The following is a 19,052-nucleotide window of genomic DNA, read 5'->3' on the forward strand; positions in this document are numbered from 1 at the left end:
CGGCGGTGCCCACGCCCCGCGGCCCGCCGCCCGGCGATGTCCGGGCGGCGCCGCGTCGGAAAGCCCTTCACCCCGGTCCCGGCGGGCCTCTCGGGGCTCCGGGGTCTTTCACGGGGATGCGCCGACCGCAGCGGGGCACGGCAGGCGCACCCCTCAACAGTAGGCCGCGGTCGGCGTCCACGGGCAGCGGTCGTCGACGGTTGCCCGAATGCGCCCCGGCCACCCGTATGCATCTGGTATGCGCCGATCGAGTGGCCTTCAACCGCTCCTGGACCGGGTCTTCGGCCGGCGTCCCGTGCTACCCCTCGGCCGGGAGGGCCGCCTCCGTGGCCGCTTCCGGCCCCTGTTCGAGCAGGACGGTGAAGCCGTCCTCGTTCAGGACGGGCACCTTGAGCTGCATCGCCTTGTCGTACTTCGATCCGGGGCTGTCACCCACCACGACGAACGACGTCTTCTTCGACACCGATCCGGTCACCTTCGCGCCACGGCTCTGCAGGGCGTCCTTCGCGCCGTCCCGGGTGAAGTGCTCCAGGGTGCCGGTGACGACGACGGTGAGGCCTTCCAGCGGACGCGGCCCCTCGTCCTCGCCGGAGCTCTCCTCCTCCATGCGCACTCCGGCGGCCTTCCACTTGCGCAGGATCTCCTGGTGCCAGTCCTCGGCGAACCACTCCTTGAGGGAGGCGGCGATGATCGGACCGACGCCCTCGGTGTTCGCGAGTTCCTCCTCGCTCGCGGCCTGGATGCGGTCGATGGAGCGGAACTCCCGCGCCAGCGCCTCCGCGGCGACCGGCCCCACGTGGCGGATCGACAGACCCGTCAGAACGCGCGCGAGCGGGCGCTCCTTGGCGGCCGCGATGTTCTCCAGCATGGCGACGGCGTTCTTCCTCGGCTCGCCCTGCTGGTTGGCGAAGACCGTGGCGATCTTCTCCTCGCCGGTCTTCGGGTCGCGCTTGGGCAGACCGCTGTCCTGGTCCAGGACGTACGCCCTGATCGGCAGCAGCCGCTCGATGGTGAGGTCGAACAGGTCGCCCTCGTCGACCAGCGGCGGGTCGCTCGGCTCCAGCGGCTTGGTCAGGGCGGCCGCGGAGACATAGCCGAAGTGCTCGATGTCCAGGGCCTTGCGGCCGGCCAGGTAGTACAGCCGCTCGCGCAACTGGGCGGGGCACGTGCGGGCGTTGGGGCAGCGCAGGTCGACGTCGCCCTCCTTCATGGGCCGCAGCGCCGTACCGCACTCGGGGCACTCGGCCGGCATCACGAACTCCCGCTCGCTGCCGTCCCGCAGGTCCGCCACCGGACCGAGGATCTCCGGGATGACGTCACCGGCCTTGCGCAGCACCACCGTGTCCCCGATGAGGACGCCCTTGGCCTTGACGACGTCCTGGTTGTGCAGCGTCGCGAACTCGACCTCCGAGCCGGCCACCGTCACCGGCTCGACCTGGGCGTACGGCGTCACCCGGCCCGTACGGCCCACGCCCACACGGATGTTGACGAGCTTGGTGTTGACCTCCTCCGGCGCGTACTTGTACGCGATCGCCCAGCGCGGCGCGCGGGAGGTGGAGCCGAGCCGGCCCTGGAGGGGGATCTCGTCGAGCTTGACGACGACCCCGTCGATCTCGTGCGCCACCGAGTGGCGGTTCTCGCCGTAGTACGCGATGAACTCCCGTACGCCGTCGAGGCCGTCGACCACCCTGTTGTGCGGCGAGGTGGGCAGGCCCCAGGACTTCAGCAGGTCGTAGGCCTCGGAGAGGCGGGTGAGTCCTTCGTAGCCCTCCAGGGCGCCGATGCCGTGCACGACCATGTGCAGGGGGCGGGTGGCGGTGACGCGCGGGTCCTTCTGGCGCAGCGAACCGGCCGCCGCGTTGCGCGGGTTGGCGAAGGGCTTGTCGCCGGCCGCGACGAGGCGGGCGTTGAGCTCCTCGAACTTCTCCATCGGGAAGTAGACCTCGCCGCGGATCTCCACGAGCGTGGGCACGCCGTCCCCGGAGAGCCGCTCGGGGATCTCCGCGATGGTGCGCACGTTGGGCGTGATGTCCTCGCCGGTGCGGCCGTCGCCGCGGGTCGCCGCACGCGTGAGCCGGCCGTTCTCATAGGTGAGGTTGACGGCCAGGCCGTCGACCTTCAGCTCGCACAGGAAGTGGTACACGGAGGCGCCCACGTCCTTGTGGACGCGCTCCGCCCAGGCGGCCAGCTCCAGATCGTCGAAGGCGTTGTCCAGCGAGAGCATCCGCTCGCGGTGCTGGACCGCCGTGAACTCCGTGGCGTACGCGCCCCCGACCTTCTGGGTCGGCGAGTCCGGCGTGCGCAGCTCCGGATGACGCTCCTCCAGCGCCTCCAGAGTGCGCAGGAGCCGGTCGAACTCCGCGTCGCTGATGACGGGAGCGTCCTTCACGTAATAGCGGAAGCGGTGCTCCTCGATCTGCTCGGCGAGCTGCGCGTGCTGCTCCCGTGCCTCGCTGGGCACCGCCGTCTCCGCTTGCCTGTCGCCGGCCACCGTGTCGTCCTCCCGTTACTCTGGGTTGTCCGCGAGTGATCTCGCCGCCCGGGCGCAGTGGGCGAGCGCCTGTCGCGCGTACCCCGGGGAAGCCCCCGCGAGGCCGCACGCCGGCGTGACCGTGACCGTTTCCGCGAGCAGCCCCGGTCGCAGGCCCAGCCTGCGCCACAACGTCCTGACACCCATGACGCTACCGGCAGGGTCTGACAATGCGGTGTCCGTGCCGGGCACGACACCGGCGAACAGCCGGGTGCCCGCTTCCACCGCCTCGCCGATCGCGTCGTCGTCACGTTCGGTGAGAAGGGAGAAGTCGAAGGAGACCGCCGCAGCCCCGGCTCTGCGCAGCAGCGCGAACGGCACGTCCGGCGCGCACGAGTGGACCACGACGGGCCCCCCGGCGTGCACCCCGACGACGTCCCGCAGCGTCGCCTCGACGAGCTGCCGGTCCACGGCCCGGTGGGTGCGGTAGCCGCTGGCGGTCCGCACCCGGCCGCGCAGGACGGCGGTGAGGGAGGGCTCGTCGAGCTGGAGGACGAGGTCGGCGCCGGGGACGCGGCGCCGTACCTCGGCGAGGTGCAGGCGCAGGCCCTCCATGAGGGAGGCGGACAGGTCGCGTACGGCGCCGGGGTCGGAGAGGGCGGCCTCGCCGTTCTTCAGCTCGAGTCCGGCGGCGAGGGTCCAGGGGCCGACGGCCTGGACCTTCAGGGGGCCCTGGTGGTCCTGTGTGAACTCCTCCAGCGCGTCGAGGTCCTCCCCCAACCACGACCTGGCCCGTCTGGTGTCCCGGCCCGGGTGGTCGCCGATGCGCCAGCCGCTGGGCTCCACGCGCGCGTAGAGCTCCACGAGGAGGCCCGCGGTACGGCCGATCATGTCGGCGCCGGGGCCCCTGGCGGGGAGTTCGGCGAGGAAGGGGAAGTCCTCGAAGGAGCCGGTGGCTGTCTTCGCGGCCTCTCTGGCGTCGCCGCCGGGCAGGGACCCGACGCCGGTGGCGGAGCCGAAACTGAAAGTTGCGTTCACGCGAGAAGCCTACGGAGTCCCGCCCGGACGGGCTGAACGCCCTCACCCCGGTGGGGCCCGTCAGCGGCCCGGCCGTACCGTCAGGTCGTTGATCTCCGCGTCCCTCGGCAGGTCGATCGCCGTGAGGATGGCCGTCGCGACCGACTCGGGGTCGATCCAGCGGCCGGGGTCGTACTCCTTGCCCTCCTGCCGGTGCACCTTGGCCTGCATCGGACTGGCCGTCCGCCCGGGGTAGACCGACGTGACGCGCACGCCGCCCGCGTGCTCCTCGTGGCGCAGGGAGTCGGCGAGGGCCTTCAGGCCGTGCTTGGAGGCGGCGTAGGCGGACCAGTCGGCGTGGGCGTTCAGTCCCGCCCCGGAGTTCACGAACACGACGTGCCCGCGGGCCGTCCGCAGCTGCGGGAGGAAGTGCCGCGTCAGCTCCGCGGGCGCGATGAGGTTGACGTTGAGCTGATGGCGCCAGGACTTGGGCGTCAGCTCCCCCACCGGTCCGAGGTCGACGACGCCCGCGATGTGCAGCAGGCTGTCCACCCGCTCCGGCAGCGTCTGGTGCGAGAAGGCCCAGGACAGCCGGTCCGGGTCGGCGAGGTCGCCGACGAGCGTCCGCGCCCCGGGGAACCGGGCCGCCAGTTCCTTCGCCCGTCCCGCGTCGCGCGCGTGCAGCACGAGTTCGTCGCCGCGCTCGTGGAGACGGCGGGCGACGGCCGCGCCGATGCCGGAACCGGCCCCGGTGATCACATGAGTAGCCATGCCCGCCATGCTCGCATCACCGTGGGCTCACCCGGCGCCCTGGCCCGCCTCGGCGGCCGCCGACGTCACGGCCTCCAGGTGGGCCAGCGCCCCCGCGGGTTCCTGCGCGAAGAACATCAGGTCGCTCAGCGGACGGGGCAGGAATCCCTCGGCCTCCATGCGCCGGAACTGCTGCTCGAGCCCGTCGTAGAAGCCGGCGGTGTTCAGCAGGACCACCGGCATGTCGGTGTGGCCGTGCTTCTTCAGCTCCAGGATCTCGGTGGCCTCGTCCAGCGTCCCGGTCCCGCCCACCATGATCACCACCGCGTCGGCCCTCTCCAGCAGCAGCCGCTTGCGCTCGGCCAGGTCCCGCGCGACGACCATCTCGTCGGCCCCCGACCGCGCGGTGGCCACGAGGAAGTCCACCGACACCCCGCAGAGCCGTCCGCCCGCCTCCTGGACCCCGTCGGCGACCACCTTCATCAGGCCGACGTCGGAGCCGCCCCACACGAGGGTGTGCCCGCCCTTGCCGAGCAGCCGCGCGAACTCGCGCGCGGGGCCGGTGTAGCGGTCGTCGAGGTCGGCGGCGGAGAGGAAGACGCAGATACGCATGCCGCCACCGTACGCGGGCCCCCGATCCGGGCGGGCGGGCGTCCCTGGGGCGCCTGTTCTCCGGAACGCGAGGTGTCGCAGAGCGCTCGCCGCCGTGTCGTGCGGCAGTGTGCACAGGCATGGACGAGAAGACCTTTTCGCGCGACGGCACCGAGCTCGCGTACACGCGCGCGGGGCGGGGTCCCGCGGTCATCCTGGTCAGCGGGGCGATGTCGACGGGCGGCACGGTGGCGCCGCTGGCCGGGCTCCTCACCCACCGCTTCACCGCCCTGTGGTACGACCGCCGGGGCCGCGGCGAGAGCGGTGACACGGCGCCGTACGCGGTGGAGCGCGAGGTGGAGGACCTGGCCGCGCTGATCGACGCGGCGGGCGGCGAGGCGGCGCTGTACGGCGTCTCCTCGGGCGGCGCGCTGGCGCTCCGGGCGGCGGCGAGCGGACTCCCGGTGAGCCGGGTGGCGGTGTACGAGACGCCGTACGCGGACTTCTCCGAGAACGGCGCGCAGGAGCGTGCCGCCTACACCGCGCGGTTGACCGAGGCGCTGGCGGCGGACCGGCGGGGTGACGCGGTCGAGTCGTTCCTGCGGCTGACGGGCCTGGCCGAGGCGGTGATCGAGGGCGCACGCCAGTCGCCGATGTGGGCGTCGATGGAGGCGATGGCCCCGACCCTCGCCTACGACGACGCCGTGATGGGCGACGGGCTGCTGCCCCGGGATCTGCTGGCCGGGGTCGGCGTGCCGGTGCTGGCCGTGGCGGGCTCGGAGAGCCCGCCGTGGCTGCGCCGGGCCGTGGAGGAGGTCGCGCGGGCGGTCCCCCGGGGCGCGCAGCGGACGCTGGAGGGCCAGACGCACATGGTGGACCCGAACGTCCTGGCGCCGGTCCTCACGGAGTTCCTGACGCCCTGAGGGAGCCTCGGGGCGTCACACCGCCGCGGTCGTCGCGCGCGTGGTCGACGCGATCGTCGCCGAGCCCACCACGCGCGTGCCGTCGTACAGGACGATCGCCTGGCCGGGGGCCACGCCCCGGACCGGCTCGGTGAAGGCGACGTTCAGGGTGCCGTCGACGAGTTCGGCGCTCACCTCGGTCTCGCCGCCGTGGGCGCGCAGCTGGGCGGTGTAGACGCCAGGGCCGGCGGGGGCCGTGCCGCACCAGCGGGGCTTGATCGCCGTCAGGCCCGTGACGTCGAGGGCGTCGGCGGGGCCGACGGTCACCGTGTTGTTCACCGGCGAGATGTCCAGGACGTAGCGCGGCTTGCCGTCGGCGGCCGGGGTGCCGATCCTGAGCCCCTTGCGCTGGCCGATGGTGAAGCCGTACGCGCCCTCGTGCGTGCCGAGCTTGTTGCCGGCCTCGTCGACGATGTCGCCCTCGGCCCGGCCGAGGCGGCGGGCGAGGAAGCCCTGGGTGTCGCCGTCGGCGATGAAGCAGATGTCGTGCGAGTCGGGCTTCTTGGCGACGGCGAGGCCGCGCCGCTCGGCCTCGGCGCGGATCTCTTCCTTCGTGGTCACGGTGTCGCCGAGGGGGAACAGCGCGTGGGCGAGCTGCTTGTCGTCGAGGACGCCGAGGACGTAGGACTGGTCCTTGGCCATGTCGGAGGCCCGGTGCAGTTCGCGGGTGCCGTCCTCGCGGACGACGACCTTGGCGTAGTGGCCGGTGCACACGGCGTCGAAGCCCAGCGCGAGCGCCTTGTCGAGGAGCGCGGCGAACTTGATCTTCTCGTTGCAGCGCAGGCAGGGGTTGGGGGTGCGGCCGGCCTCGTACTCGGCGACGAAGTCCTCGACGACGTCCTCGCGGAAGCGGTCGGCGAGGTCCCAGACGTAGAACGGGATGCCGATGACGTCGGCGGCGCGGCGGGCGTCGCGGGAGTCCTCGATGGTGCAACAGCCCCGCGCGCCCGTGCGGAACGACTGCGGGTTGGCGGAGAGCGCGAGGTGGACGCCGGTCACGTCGTGGCCGGCTTCCGCGGCGCGGGCGGCGGCGACGGCGGAGTCGACCCCGCCCGACATGGCGGCGAGTACGCGAAGGGGGCGGGGGCGCTGCGAGGTCTCAGTCATAACCCTTCCAGGGTACGGGTCGCGGGGAACCGGAACCCGTGCGTATCCGTTGGAAGTGTTCGAGGGCCCGGTGCGGGAGGGGGCTCGCGGGCCGGGCACGGCGGTCCGGGTGGGCGCGTCGAGGTGCGGATGAGGGATTCAGAGGGGCAGGGCGTGCGTATGGGGGCGAGCGGCAAGGACGGCGACCGGCGGCTGGGGCGGCGGGCCCTGCTGGTGGGCGGGCTGGCGGCGGCGGCCGGTTCCGCGGCGCTGGCGCGTGACGAGCTGGCCCGGCTGTGGTGGCGGGCGCCGGGGGTGGAGAAGCCCCGGGTGGAGGGAGCGGTCGACTTCCACGGCGCGGGGTGGGTGGCGGCGTCGGAGGCGAACTACCGCCGGGCCGACCGGCCGGACGACTACGGCATCGACCGGGTGGTCGTCCATGTCACGCAGGGGGACTTCGCGAGCGCGGTGAAGGTCTTCCAGGACCCGTCGCACAAGGCGGCCGCCCACTACATCGTCCGTCAGGACGGCCGTGTCACGCAGATGATCCGCGAGCTGGACGTGGCGTACCACGCGGGCAACCGGTCGTACAACGAGCGGAGCATCGGCATCGAGCACGAGGGGTTCGTGGACCGGCCGCGGGACTTCACGGACGCGATGTACGCGGCGTCGGCGCGGCTGACGGCGGGGATCTGCCGGCGCTACGGCATACCCGTGGACCGCGAGCACATCATCGGGCACGTGGAGGTGCCGGGGACGGACCACACCGATCCCGGCGAGCACTGGGACTGGGACCGGTATCTGAGACTCGTCCGGGAGGCGCACACCGCGGCGGCGTGAGGCCGGGCGGCCCTCAGGTGAGTCCCGCCGCGCGGGCGCGTTCCACGGCGGGGCCGATGGCCTCGGCGACCGCTTCGACGTCGGCCTCGGTGGAGGTGTGGCCGAGGGAGAAGCGGAGGGTGCCGCGGGCGAGGTCGGGATCGGTGCCGGTGGCGAGGAGGACGTGGCTGGGCTGGGCGACGCCGGCGGTGCAGGCGGAGCCGGTGGAGCACTCGATGCCCTGGGCGTCCAGGAGCAGCAGCAGGGAGTCGCCCTCGCAGCCTGGGAAGGTGAAGTGGGCGTTGGCGGGGAGCCGGCCCTCGGGCGCGGGGTCGCCGCCGAGGATCGCGTCCGGGACGGCCGTGCGGACGGCGTCGATCAGCGAGTCGCGCAGGGCGCCGATCTCGTGGGCGAACCACTCGCGCTGCTCGGCGGCGAGGCGGCCGGCGACGGCGAAGGAGGCGATGGCGGGGACGTCGAGGGTGCCGGAGCGGACGTGCCGTTCCTGGCCGCCACCGTGCAGCACGGGTACGGGCGTGTACTCACGGCCGAGCAGGAGCGCGCCGATGCCGTAGGGGCCGCCGATCTTGTGGCCGGACACGGTCATCGCGGCGAGGCCCGAGGCGGCGAAGTCGACGGGCACCTGACCGAAGGCCTGGACGGCGTCGGCGTGCAGGGGGACGTCGAACTCGGCTGCGGTCTCGGCGAGTTCACGCACCGGCATGAGGGTGCCGATCTCGTTGTTCGCCCACATGACGGTGGCGAGGGCGACGTCTGAGGGGTCGCGGGCGATCGCTTCGCGGAGGGCGTCGGGGTGGACCCTGCCGTGGGCGTCGACGGGGAGGTATTCGACGGTGGCGCCCTCGTGTTCGCCGAGCCAGTGCACGGCGTCCAGGACCGCGTGGTGCTCCACGGGGCTGGCGAGGACGCGGGTGCGGGCGGGGTCGGCGTCCCGGCGGGCCCAGTACAGGCCCTTGACGGCGAGGTTGTCGGCCTCGGTGCCGCCGGAGGTGAGCACCACCTCGCTGGGGCGGGCGCCCAACGACTCCGCGAGGGTCTCGCGGGACTCCTCGACGGTGCGGCGGGCCTGGCGGCCGGACGCGTGCAGGGAGGAGGCGTTGCCGGTGACGCCCAGGTGGGCGGTCAGTGCCTCTGCCGCCTCCGGGAGCATGGGAGTGGTCGCGGCGTGGTCGAGGTATGCCATGGTGAGGCGATTCTACGGGGCGGGGTCGCGGTGCCTCGTGCCACGGTGGTCCGGAGCGGCTGCCCACGGCGGTGGGGGCGGGCCGTCTCGGCGGGTGGCCGCCGCGCGAGCGCGCGGGGGGCCGTCGGCCTGGGTCAGAAGTTCCAGGAGACGGTCGCGTCGGCCTGCATGAAGGCGATCAGGACGATCAGGTCGGCGACGCCCAGGGAAAGGCCGAGCCAGGCACGGCCACGGCGCTTGGTGCCGCGCCAGAGGGCCACGGACGCCAGGACGATCGCGACGGGTCCGAGGAACACGTTCAGGACGAGGAGGCCGACGAGGCCCAGGACGAAGGACGCGACGGCCATGCCGTCGGTGTCGCGGACGCCCGTGCGGCGGGAAGCCGGTGCGGTGAGCTGCATGGTCGTTCTGCTCCTTCCGGTCAGTGGGACGAGGTGTGGTGCCGGCGGCCGTGGCGCTCGCGGAGCGCGAAGATGCCGAGCCAGGCGGCGATCACGGCGGCGGCGGCGAGCGAGAAGCCCAGCGGCGCGTGGGCGACGGTGCCCAGGACGACGCCGAGCAGCAGCAGTGCGGCGACGAGGAACAGCATGGGAACGGATCCCCCTTCGTGAAGTTTCGGTGAACAGTTGTAGTTACAGTTGTTCACTGACTTTCGAGTCTACCGTGCCTCCCGACTTGCATTTCCAGAGAACAGTTGTTAACTGGATGATATGAGTCACACCCTCGGCATCCGTCAGGCCCAGAAGCAGAAGACCCGGCAGGCGCTCCTCGACGCGGCGCTGGGCCTGCTGGAGGAGCAGAGCCTGAGCAGCCTGGGCCTGCGCGAGGTCACCCGCGCCGTCGGCGTCGCCCCGACCGCCTTCTACCGGCACTTCCGCTCGACCGCCGACCTCGGCGTGGCCCTGGTCGAGGAGGCCCTGGGCAGCCTGCACCCGATGATCCGGACCACCGTGACCACCGCCCAGTCCAGCGACGAACGCATCACCCGCGCCGTCGAGTTGATCGCCCGTCACGTTCACGCGTACCCCGCTCACGTCCGTTTCATCGCCCGGGAACGACATGGCGGGGTCCAGCCGGTGCGGGAGGCGATCCGGGAGCAACTCGGGCGATTCGCCGAAGAGGTGAGGATCGAACTGGCCAAGGACCCGGAGTCGGAGGGCTGGAGCGACGACGACCTGCTGATGCTCTCCCACCTCTACGTCGACCAGATGCTCGTCACCGCCTCGCTGTTCCTGGAGGCCCAGGAACAGGAACTCCAGCCGGCCGCGGACGGCGAGGCGGACGGGGACGTCCGGGCGGAGCGGGAGACCGCCCAGGAGTACGTCACCCGGCTCGCCACCCGCCAGATGCGACTCATCAGCATCGGCCGCCATCACTGGCTCGACTGAGCCCGGTCCACGCCGACGGACGAGCGGCGTACTCACCCCGAGTGCGCCGCCCGCCGCTCGTGCCTTACCGAGGGCGCCCCAAGGTCAGCCCTGCTGCTGCGCCTGCCCCTGCTGCTGCCCCGGACCACCGCAGCCGCCGCCCTGGCCGCCGGCCCGGCCCCCACCGGGCCCGCCGCTCGGCATACCCGAGGGCGCACCCGAAGGCATGCCCGAGGGTGCGCGCGACGGCGCCCCGGAGGGAGCCCCCGACGGGGCACCGGACGGCGCTCCCGACGGCGCCCCGCCGGGCATCCCGGACGGGGCCTGGCACCCCTGCTGCCCGGCGGAGCCGCCGCCGGAGGATGTGGACGACGAGGAGTCGCCCGAGCCGCAGGCCACGAGGGCCAGGGACGAGAGCGCCAGCAGTGCCACCGCGGGGGCGAGACGGGCCGACTTCAGTGCGCGCTTCATGAGAACCAGCTCCGGAGAGGATGAGGAACGGCTTGCGCCGGGACTCAACCACCGTCGCCTGGGCCCTGCTTGGGCCCGCGCTGTGCACCGTCTGTCAGCCGGCCGGCGCAACCGCGCCGAAGCCCCTCCCGAACCGGGGGCTCCCCCCGGCGGTCACCGCTGTACGCGGGCCAACTGCCGTGACTGCGCGACCAGTCGGTCCTCGCTGTCCCAGACCTCGGCGTCCTCCTCCAGGAAGCCGCCCGCGAGGTTGCGGGTGGTGATGGAGACGCGCACCGGGCCGGGGGCCGGGCGGCAGCGGACGTGCACGGTGAGTTCGACCGTGGGGACCCAGCCGGCGATACCCAGGTCGAAGGCGGTGGGCGGCAGGGCGTCCACCGCGAGCAGCAGGGAGAGCGGGTCGGCGTCCCGGCCGTCGGCCAGGCCGAACCAGGCCCTCATCTCGCCCTTGCCGGAGGGCTGTCCGAGCGCCCAGCCGATGGTCGAGGGGTCCAGTTTGAGCATCAGCCGCTGGGCGATGGGCTGCTGGTCGGCGTCGGGGGCGGGGGCGGGCCCGTCCTCGGGTCCGAAGCACTGGCCGATCGGCGGGAAGGCGGGCGGCTTCGCCGACGTGCGGACGTCGTCGGGGAGGGCGTCGAGGTCGCCGTAGGAGGCGAGGACGCGGATGCGTTCGACCTCGCGGCCCTCTCCGTCGTACTGGAAGAGGGAGGCCTGCCCGGTGGAGAGGGTGCGGCCGGCGCGGACCGTCTCGGTGCGCACGACGGCGGGGCCGGGGCGGGAGGCGCTGAGGTAGTGCGCGGAGACGGTGAAGGGGTCGCCGTGCGGGAGGGCGTCCGCCAGCGCGCGGCCGAGGACCGCGAGGAGATAGCCGCCGTTGACGGCGCCGAAGATCGTCCATCCCGCGGAGAGGTCGGTGTCGTAGACGCCGGGTTCGCGCAGGGTGACGGCGGTGTCGCGGTCGAACTCGCTGTCGCCGACGGCGGCGGGGGCGATGGCTGCTTCTGGCATGCCTGAACCGTACAACAGGAGATTACTAAGCGGTAGCTTTTCTCTTTGAGCCCCAGCCTGAGCCCGAGCCGGAGCGCATCTCCCTTCCCCAGGTGAGAACCCGGCAAGACCCCGGTAAGCGTCCCCCTCCCCCGTGAACCCCCACCCCCGGCCGCCCCTCTGCACAGACATGAGCCTCACCGGGACTCCGTTCCTCTGCACCCTGCTCGTCCTGTCCCTCGTCGCCGTCGCCCTGCCGCTGCTGTTGTGGTCGCGGCTGCGCGGGCCCAGGGTCGTGCGGGCCTCGGCCCGGATGCTGATGCTGCTGTTCGCCCAGGGCACGGCCGTCGCCCTGGTCTTCGTGCTGGTCAACAACGCGAACAACCTGTACGACACCTGGGGCGACCTGCTCGGCACCGGCAGCCATGTGGAGCAGGCCGCCGACCTCGGCGCCGACGGCGCGGCGGGCATCGCGGCGGCACGGCTGCCCAGGGTCCGGCAGACCTTCACCCAGGGCGACGGAGCCGGCATGCACGCTGCGGGCGGGGTGCGCGTCACCCAGCTCGAAGGCCGCGTCTCCGGCGTGAACGCCGAGGTCTACGTGTGGCTGCCGCCGCAGTACGACCAGCCCGCCTACCGGCACCGCACCTTCCCCGTGGTGGAGCTGCTGCCGGGCTATCCCGGATCGCCGAAGTCATGGTTCGGGCCGCTCGGGGTGCACGAGCGGCTGCTGCCGCAGATCCGCGCGGGCAAGATCGCGCCGTTCATCCTGGTCGCGCCGCGCACCACGCTGCTGCCCGGCGTGGACACCGGCTGCGCCGACGTGCCGGGCACCGTCAACGCCGACACCTGGCTGAGCGTGGACGTCCCGAAGATGGTGACGGACAACTTCCGGGCCGAGCCCGCGCCCCGGGGCTGGGCGGTCGCCGGGTTCTCGGCCGGGGCGCACTGCGCGGTCGAGCTGGCCGTCGCCCACCCCGACCGCTACCGGGCCGCGGTGAGCCTGTCCGGCTACAACGATCCGGCGGGCGAGCCCTCCTCCATGGCCGCGCAGGACCCGGCCCTGCGCCGGGCCACCGATCCCCTGCTGGTGCTGCGCCGGGCCGCCGAACCGCCAGCCGTCGCGCTCTACCTCTCCGGCCAGCCGCACGACGGCTACGAGGACGCCCTCGCGCTGCGACGGGAGGCGAAGGCGCCGACGAGCGTGCACGTCGTGTATCTGCCGAAGAGCGCGGGCGGTCACAACGCGACGCTGTGGCGGCCGCAGATCGTGCCGGCGTTCCGGTGGCTGACCGAGCAGATGGGCGAGCACCCGGTCGGCGGCGCGAGGTCGGCTCCCGCCGCTCCTCACTCGCCTCCCGCTACTCCTCGCTCACCGTCGAGCGACGGTTCCACGCGCGAGGCGCTCGCCAGTGGAACCGCATCGCGAGCAGCCGCAGGACGAAGGCGGTGACGGCGGCCCCGCCGCTGGCCCAGGGGCCGATGACGTCGTAGCGGATGCAGAGCACGACGATCGTGGCGCCGACGATCGCCGGCACCGCGTAGAGGTCGCGGTCCCAGCGCAGCAGCGAGGGCACCTCGTTGGCGAGGACGTCGCGCAGCACGCCGCCGCCCACGGCGGTGGCCAGGCCCAGGGCGGCGGAGGCGGTGAGGCCGAGCCCGTAGGCGTACGCCTTCGTCGTGCCGGTGACGCAGAACAGGCCGAGGCCGGCCGCGTCGAAGACGTTCACGCCGGTCTGGATGCGCTCCACGTGCGGGTGGAGGAAGATCACGAGGAGCGCGGCGAACAGCGGGGTGAGGAAGTACCCCAGATCCGTGAAGGCCGCGGGCGGCACCGCGCCGATGATCACATCACGGAAGATCCCGCCGCCCAGCGCGGTGACCTCGGCGAGCACGGCGATGCCGAAGACGTCGAAGTTCTTGCGGACGGCCAGCAGCGCGCCGGAGATGGCGAAGACGAAGATGCCGATCAGGTCGAGGGTGTGCTGGACGGAGGGGCTGAACATTTGCTGGAACACCCTTCCATTCTGACCCAGCACAGAGCCCCCGCCTTCCATTGCAAGGCGGGGGCTCGATGGTGCTTACTTCTCCTTGGAGGGCGTCTCCGCAGGCGGGGCGGGCGGCGTGGCCGGCTCCGTCTCGGCGGTCGCCGTCTCCTCCGTGAGGGACGCCACCGCCGCCGAGGTCTCCGCCGACTCCGCGAGCACCTCGTCGGCCACCAGCTCCGCCGCCTCCTTCGCGGCGGTCAGCAGGACGGTGTCCTGCGGGGCCTGGTCCGCGAAGTTCTCCGGGTGGTGGCAGGCGACCTGCTGGCCGGGGCGCAGCTCGACGAGCTTGGGCTCGGTGGTCTTGCAGATCTCCGTCGCCTTCCAGCACCGGGTGTGGAACCGGCAGCCGGTGGGCGGCGAGATCGGCGAGGGCACGTCGCCCTTGAGCAGGATCCGCTCGCTCTTGGCGTCCTTGCGCCGGGGGTCCGGGATCGGCACCGCCGACATCAGCGCCTTGGTGTACGGGTGCATCGGCGACTTGTACAGCGCGTCGCGGTCGGCCAGCTCGACGATCTTGCCGAGGTACATCACCGCGATCCGGTCCGAGACGTGCCGGACGACCGAGAGGTCGTGCGCGATGATCACGTACGTCAGGCCGAGCTCCTGCTGGAGGTCGTCGAGCAGGTTGACCACCTGCGCCTGGATCGACACGTCCAGCGCGGACACCGGCTCGTCGGCCACGACCAGCTTCGGGTTGAGCGCGAGCGCGCGGGCGATGCCGATGCGCTGGCGCTGACCGCCGGAGAACTCGTGCGGGTAGCGGTTGTAGTGCTCGGGGTTGAGACCCACGACCGACAGCAGCCGCTGCACTTCCTTCCTGACCCCGCCCTCGGGGTCGACGCCCTGGAGCTTGAAGGGGGCGCCGACGATCGTGCCGATGGTGTGGCGCGGATTCAGCGACGAGTACGGGTCCTGGAAGATCATCTGCACGTCGCGGCGCAGCGGGCGCATGCCGCCGACGCCGAGGTGCGTAATGTCCTTGCCCTCGAACTCGATCTTGCCGCCGGTCGGCTCGAGCAGCCGGGTGATCAGCCGGCCCATCGTGGACTTGCCGCAGCCGGACTCGCCCACGACGCCGAGCGTCTCGCCGGAACGGACCTCGAAGTCCAGCCCGTCGACCGCGTGCACCGCGCCGACCTGCCGCTGGAGCAGGCCCTTCTTGATCGGGAAGTGCTTCTGCAGGCCGGTGACCTTCAGCAGCACCTCACCGTCGGTACGACGGGTCTCACCGGCCTGCGCGGGAATCGTCACCGCTTTGTCGTCACTCACAGCTTCGGCGCAATCTCTTCGGTCCAGATACGCTCCCGCTGCTCCTTGCTCAGGTGGCAGGCGGCCCAGTGCCGGCTGCCGACCTCGGCCAGCTCGGGGCGGACCGTGCGGGTGACGTCGTCCTTCGGGAGGTCAGCGTACGGGCAGCGCGGGTTGAAGGCGCAGCCGGACGGGACGTTGATCAGGGAGGGCGGGGAGCCCTTGACCGGGATCAGGCGTTCCTGCTGGTCGCGGTCGAGCCGCGGCATCGAGCCGAGCAGACCCCAGGTGTAGGGGTGGCGGGGCTCGTAGAACACCTTCTCGGCCGGCCCGCGCTCGACGCAGCGTCCGCCGTACATCACCAGGATGTCGTCGGCGAGTTCGGCGACGACGCCCAGGTCGTGGGTGATGACGATGACCGCGGAGCCGAACTCCTTCTGCAGGTCGCGGATGAGGTCGAGGATCTGCGCCTGGACGGTCACGTCCAGGGCGGTCGTCGGCTCGTCCGCGATGAGCAGCTCGGGGTTGTTGACCAGCGACATCGCGATCATCGCGCGCTGGCGCATACCGCCGGAGAACTCGTGCGGGTAGTTGTCCACCCGCTTGTCCGGCTGCGGGATGCCAACCCGGTCGAGCATCTCGATCGCCCGGCGCCGGGCGGTCTTCTTGTCGACGTCGTGGTGGATCCGGTACGCCTCCACGATCTGCTGGCCGATCGTGTAGTACGGGTGCAGCGCGGACAGCGGGTCCTGGAAGATCATCGCCATTTCGCGGCCGCGCAGCTTGCGCACGTGGTCCGGGTCGGCGCCGAGGAGCTCGGTGCCGTCCAGCCAGATCTCGCCGGAGATCTGCGCCTTGCGCTTGCCGTACTGGCCGGCGGTGTGCAGGCCCATGATGCCGAGCGAGGTCACCGACTTGCCGGAGCCGGACTCGCCCACGATGCCGAGGGTCTTGCCCTTCTCCAGCTGGAAGCTGAGCCCGTCGACGGACTTGACCAGGCCGTCGTCGGTCGGGAAGTGCACCTTCAGGTCGCGCACTTCCAGGAAGGCGGTCGGAGCCGGGGAGGACGGCGTGGGCTCGCCCACGGCCGCTCCGGTCTTGCTGAGTTCCGTCATGCGAGCCTCACTCGGGGGTCGATCACGGCGTACAGGACGTCCACCACGAGGTTGGCGATGAGCACCGCGAGAGAAGTGATCAGGACGACGCCCAGAATGATGGGCAGGTCCTGGTTCCTGATGGCGTTCAGCACGGCCTGGCCGAGGCCGGGGAGGCTGAACGTGGTCTCGGTGAGGATCGCGCCGCCGATGAGGGCGCCGAGGTCCATGCCGAGCATGGTCAGGATGGGCGTCATCGTGGAGCGCATGGCGTGCTTGCCGATGACGGTCTGCTCCTTGAGGCCCTTGGCGCGGGCGGTGCGGATGTAGTCCTCGCCGAGGATCTCCAGCATGTTGGCCCGGGTGATCCGGGCGTACATCGCCGCGTAGAGGAACGCGAGGGTGATCCAGGGAAGGATCATGCCGCCGAACCAGCCGCCGAAGCTGTCCTCCAGGGGCACGTACTGCGCGTTGAACCACTTCAGCCCGAAGGCGAAGACGGCCAGGCTCAGCATGCCCGTGAAGTAGATGGGGAGCGAGACGCCGGCGAGGGCGACGACCATCGCACCGCGGTCCCACAGGGTGCCGCGCTTGAGCGCGGACAGCACGCCCGCCGCGACACCGAAGATCAGCCACAGCACGGCGGCGCCGAGCGCGAGGCCCAGGGTCACCGGGAAGCGGTCGGTCAGCACCGGCCAGACGGCCTGCTCACTGCGGAAGGAGTAGCCGAAGCACGGTGCGGCGCACTGGATGGTGTCCCCGCCGCCCGTGTAGGTGCGGCCGGCGAAGATGCCCTTGAAGAACTCCCAGACCTGGAAGTAGATCGGTTCGTCCAGGGACAGCTTCTCGCGCACGCCCGCGATGGCGGCAGGGTCGGCCTGCTTGCCCACGAAGCTCAGCGCGATGTCGACACCCGCCCACTTCGGGACGAGGAAGAAGATGCCGAAGACCACCATGATGATGACCACCAGCATCACTGCGGCGGCGAACAGCCGCCTGATGAGGTAAGCGAGCACAGCTCTCGGCCCGCCGCGGACGGCGGGCCACCGGGGGTTTCCCGATGGCCCGCGGTCACGCTGCGCCGGCCTTCACCTGCCTTTCGTGCCGTGTGGCGGGTGCGCCGGGTCTACTTCTGCGGGTTCTTCAGACCGAGGTTGACGAAGTCGTACTGACCGCTGTAGCCGTCGGTCGTGTAGACGTTCGCCAGGTTGTCCGAGCGCCAGTTGACGAACTTCTCGAAGACGAAGGGCAGGTAGTACGCGCCCTCCATCACCTTGTGGTTGATCTCCGTGGAGATCTTCTCCTTGCCGGCGTCGTCCAGCGTGTTCACGTACTGGTCGAACAGACCGTCAATGGTCTTGTCCTTGATGAGCGCGTAGTTGTTGTTACCGCTCTGCTGGATGTACTTGCTGTTCCACAGCGGCAGACCGAAGCCCTGCACGGACGGGAAGTCCGGGCCCCAGCCCATGATGATGATGCCGTACTTCTTCTTCTTGACGTTCTCGGGGCTACCGATGATGCCGGTGGTCTGCGAGCCGTCGAACTGGTCGATCTCGGCGGTGATGCCGACCTTCTTCAGCGACGCCTGGAGCGACTGGGCGGTGGCCACCTCGACCGGCTTGTTGTTGCGGACCGCGATGGTGGTCGTGAAGCCGTTGGGCTTGCCGCAGGCCTTCAGGGCCTCCTTGGCCTTGGCCTCGTTGCCGCTCTTGTTGGCGCCGGCGATCTCGTACGGGTCGTACTTCTGGCCCTCGGCGCCCGGGACGGACGGCGGCAGCATGTTGGTGCCGATGTCGCCACCCGCGACGGGGCCGCCGCGCGCGGTCTGGAGCGAGACGTGGTCGGCGCCGTAGATGACGGCCTTGCGGCACTCGATGTTGTCGAACGGCGCGACGCTCTGCGGGAAGACCGCGTAACGGACGTAACCGGAGACCGGGTTGTCCAGGTTGCCCTTGTGCTGCTTCAGGGCGGTGGTGCGGCCCTGCGGCGACATGCCGGTCTGGTTGAGGTCCAGGTCCAGGTCACCGTTGAGCAGGCGCTGGTCCAGCTGGTTGGCGTCGGAGAAGAACTGGATCGTGATCTTGTCCGGGTAGGCCTTGCGGACCGGGTCCGACGCCTGCTTCCACTGGTCGTTGCGGACCAGCGTCAGCGACTTGCCGGGGCTGTACGACTGGAACTTGTACGGGCCGGAGGAGAACGGCTTCAGCTGGTACTGGGCCTTGGTGTCCTTGTCCTGGCGGACCGGGGACGCGGAGATCAGGCCGAGCATCTCCTCGAAGTCCGAGTTGGCCTTCGGCAGCTTGAAGACGATGGTCTTGTCGTCCGGGGTCTCGATGGCCTTCAGACCGAGCTTGTCCGCCGCGGTGTCCTTGTACGGGCCCTTGTAGGCGCCGGTGGGGTCCAGCACGTCCTTCAGGTACGTCGGGCCGCCGGACAGCACGTCCTGCGCCCACACGCGCTCGATGCCGTACTTGATGTCCTTGGAGGTGATCGGCTTGCCGTCCTCCCACGTCACGCCGTCACGCAGCGTGTACGTGTAGGTCTTGCCGTTGTCCGTCACCTTGGCGAGACCCGTGGCGAGGTCCGGGGTGAGCTCGGCGCCCGCCTTGCCCGGCTCGGTCTTGTTCGTGACGAGCTGACGGCTGTAGTACCGGGCGAAGTTCCACATCATGCCGTAGTAACCGCGCGTGGTGTCCCACGAGTCGGCGTCCTGGGCGGCGCCGAACTTCAGGGTCCCGCCCTTCTTGGCGAGCGAGGCCTGGGCGACCTTGTTGTTCGCGGCGTCGAAGCCGGCAGCGCCGTTCTTCGAGCCGCCGCCGTCGTTGTCTCCGCCTCCGCACGCCGCCGTGGTCAGCAGCGCGGCGACCGCGGCGGCAGCGGCAAACGCCTGCTTCCGCCGCCCTGAGGTGCGTTCGGTAGTCACGATCTCGGATCCTCC

General features: G+C 71.5%; 19 protein-coding genes. 4 read left to right on the forward strand and 15 right to left on the reverse strand.

The genetic code is table 11. The annotated features are described in order from the left end of the window. Positions 1-298: 298 nt before the first annotated feature. The 4 genes from ligA to EV567_RS23415 are packed head-to-tail and all read right to left on the reverse strand — an operon-like array spanning position 299 to position 4,849. Entirely contained in the window at positions 299-2,491 is a 2,193-nt protein-coding gene (gene ligA / locus EV567_RS23400; RefSeq protein WP_130443278.1) for an NAD-dependent DNA ligase LigA, read from the reverse strand. A gap of 15 nt (positions 2,492-2,506) precedes the next feature. Continuing rightward, positions 2,507-3,508: a methionine synthase gene (locus EV567_RS23405; protein ID WP_130443280.1), complete on the reverse strand. Its 1,002-nt coding sequence runs from the start codon at positions 3,506-3,508 to the stop codon at positions 2,507-2,509. 60 nt (positions 3,509-3,568) lie between these two features. After that, on the reverse strand, positions 3,569-4,267 hold the full coding sequence (locus EV567_RS23410; RefSeq protein ID WP_130443282.1) for an SDR family oxidoreductase: 699 nt from the start codon (positions 4,265-4,267) through the stop codon (positions 3,569-3,571). An 18-nt stretch (positions 4,268-4,285) separates the two neighbouring features. Further along, positions 4,286-4,849, reverse strand: a complete 564-nt coding sequence (locus tag EV567_RS23415; RefSeq protein WP_130443284.1) for a TIGR00730 family Rossman fold protein — start codon at positions 4,847-4,849, stop codon at positions 4,286-4,288. A 119-nt stretch (positions 4,850-4,968) separates the two neighbouring features. On the opposite strand from EV567_RS23415, the gene EV567_RS23420 reads away from it, so the two are divergent. Next, positions 4,969-5,751 (forward strand): alpha/beta fold hydrolase, encoded by a 783-nt coding sequence (locus tag EV567_RS23420; RefSeq protein ID WP_130443286.1) that lies wholly within the window; start codon positions 4,969-4,971, stop codon positions 5,749-5,751. Positions 5,752-5,766: 15 nt separating this feature from the next. Here EV567_RS23420 and mnmA read toward each other — a convergent pair whose 3' ends face one another. Beyond that, positions 5,767-6,897, reverse strand: a complete 1,131-nt coding sequence (mnmA, locus tag EV567_RS23425) for a tRNA 2-thiouridine(34) synthase MnmA (RefSeq protein ID WP_130443288.1) — start codon at positions 6,895-6,897, stop codon at positions 5,767-5,769. A 129-nt stretch (positions 6,898-7,026) separates the two neighbouring features. Here mnmA and EV567_RS23430 point away from each other — a divergent pair, with 129 nt between their 5' ends. After that, positions 7,027-7,716 carry an N-acetylmuramoyl-L-alanine amidase gene (locus EV567_RS23430; protein WP_130443290.1) on the forward strand — a complete coding sequence of 230 codons (690 nt, stop codon included), beginning with the start codon at positions 7,027-7,029 and terminating at the stop codon, positions 7,714-7,716. A 13-nt stretch (positions 7,717-7,729) separates the two neighbouring features. On the opposite strand, the gene EV567_RS23435 is transcribed toward EV567_RS23430, so the two are convergent. From EV567_RS23435 to EV567_RS23445, 3 genes are all read right to left on the reverse strand, one after another. Further along, complete coding sequence (locus EV567_RS23435; protein WP_130443292.1) at positions 7,730-8,899, reverse strand: cysteine desulfurase family protein; 1,170 nt, start codon at positions 8,897-8,899, stop codon at positions 7,730-7,732. A gap of 134 nt (positions 8,900-9,033) precedes the next feature. Beyond that, positions 9,034-9,300, reverse strand: a complete 267-nt coding sequence (locus EV567_RS23440) for a DUF4190 domain-containing protein (RefSeq protein WP_130443294.1) — start codon at positions 9,298-9,300, stop codon at positions 9,034-9,036. Positions 9,301-9,320: 20 nt separating this feature from the next. Further along, on the reverse strand, positions 9,321-9,488 hold the full coding sequence (locus EV567_RS23445; RefSeq protein ID WP_130443296.1) for a hypothetical protein: 168 nt from the start codon (positions 9,486-9,488) through the stop codon (positions 9,321-9,323). A 121-nt stretch (positions 9,489-9,609) separates the two neighbouring features. Between EV567_RS23445 and EV567_RS23450 the strand changes: the two genes are divergently transcribed. Then, positions 9,610-10,287 carry a TetR family transcriptional regulator gene (locus tag EV567_RS23450; RefSeq protein ID WP_130443298.1) on the forward strand — a complete coding sequence of 226 codons (678 nt, stop codon included), beginning with the start codon at positions 9,610-9,612 and terminating at the stop codon, positions 10,285-10,287. Between the two features lie 84 nt (positions 10,288-10,371). Here EV567_RS23450 and EV567_RS23455 read toward each other — a convergent pair whose 3' ends face one another. Both EV567_RS23455 and EV567_RS23460 read right to left on the reverse strand, forming a co-directional pair. Beyond that, entirely contained in the window at positions 10,372-10,737 is a 366-nt protein-coding gene (locus EV567_RS23455; RefSeq protein WP_130443300.1) for a hypothetical protein, read from the reverse strand. A 153-nt stretch (positions 10,738-10,890) separates the two neighbouring features. After that, positions 10,891-11,745 (reverse strand): thioesterase family protein, encoded by an 855-nt coding sequence (locus tag EV567_RS23460; RefSeq protein ID WP_130443302.1) that lies wholly within the window; start codon positions 11,743-11,745, stop codon positions 10,891-10,893. A 169-nt stretch (positions 11,746-11,914) separates the two neighbouring features. Between EV567_RS23460 and EV567_RS23465 the strand changes: the two genes are divergently transcribed. Further along, complete coding sequence (locus EV567_RS23465) at positions 11,915-13,177, forward strand: esterase family protein (RefSeq protein WP_130443304.1); 1,263 nt, start codon at positions 11,915-11,917, stop codon at positions 13,175-13,177. Here EV567_RS23465 and EV567_RS23470 read toward each other — a convergent pair. The 5 genes from EV567_RS23470 to EV567_RS23490 form a co-directional block, all read right to left on the reverse strand. After that, positions 13,086-13,742 carry a trimeric intracellular cation channel family protein gene (locus tag EV567_RS23470; RefSeq protein ID WP_130443306.1) on the reverse strand — a complete coding sequence of 219 codons (657 nt, stop codon included), beginning with the start codon at positions 13,740-13,742 and terminating at the stop codon, positions 13,086-13,088. The genes EV567_RS23465 and EV567_RS23470 overlap by 92 nt on opposite strands. Positions 13,743-13,805: 63 nt before the next feature. Then, on the reverse strand, positions 13,806-15,041 hold the full coding sequence (locus EV567_RS23475; protein WP_130443308.1) for an ABC transporter ATP-binding protein: 1,236 nt from the start codon (positions 15,039-15,041) through the stop codon (positions 13,806-13,808). Then, on the reverse strand, positions 15,038-16,135 hold the full coding sequence (locus tag EV567_RS23480; RefSeq protein ID WP_130443310.1) for an ABC transporter ATP-binding protein: 1,098 nt from the start codon (positions 16,133-16,135) through the stop codon (positions 15,038-15,040). The genes EV567_RS23475 and EV567_RS23480 overlap by 4 nt, the downstream gene beginning before the upstream one ends. After that, entirely contained in the window at positions 16,132-17,130 is a 999-nt protein-coding gene (locus EV567_RS23485; protein ID WP_130443312.1) for an ABC transporter permease, read from the reverse strand. The genes EV567_RS23480 and EV567_RS23485 overlap by 4 nt, the downstream gene beginning before the upstream one ends. 110 nt (positions 17,131-17,240) lie before the next feature. After that, the gene (locus EV567_RS23490; RefSeq protein WP_130443314.1) at positions 17,241-19,037 is read right to left on the reverse strand and encodes an ABC transporter substrate-binding protein; all 1,797 of its coding nucleotides are present in this window, start codon (positions 19,035-19,037) and stop codon (positions 17,241-17,243) included. Between the last annotated feature and the right edge of the window lie 15 nt (positions 19,038-19,052).

This window comes from Streptomyces sp. BK239, assembly GCF_004217285.1.
GTDB lineage: Bacteria > Actinomycetota > Actinomycetes > Streptomycetales > Streptomycetaceae > Streptomyces.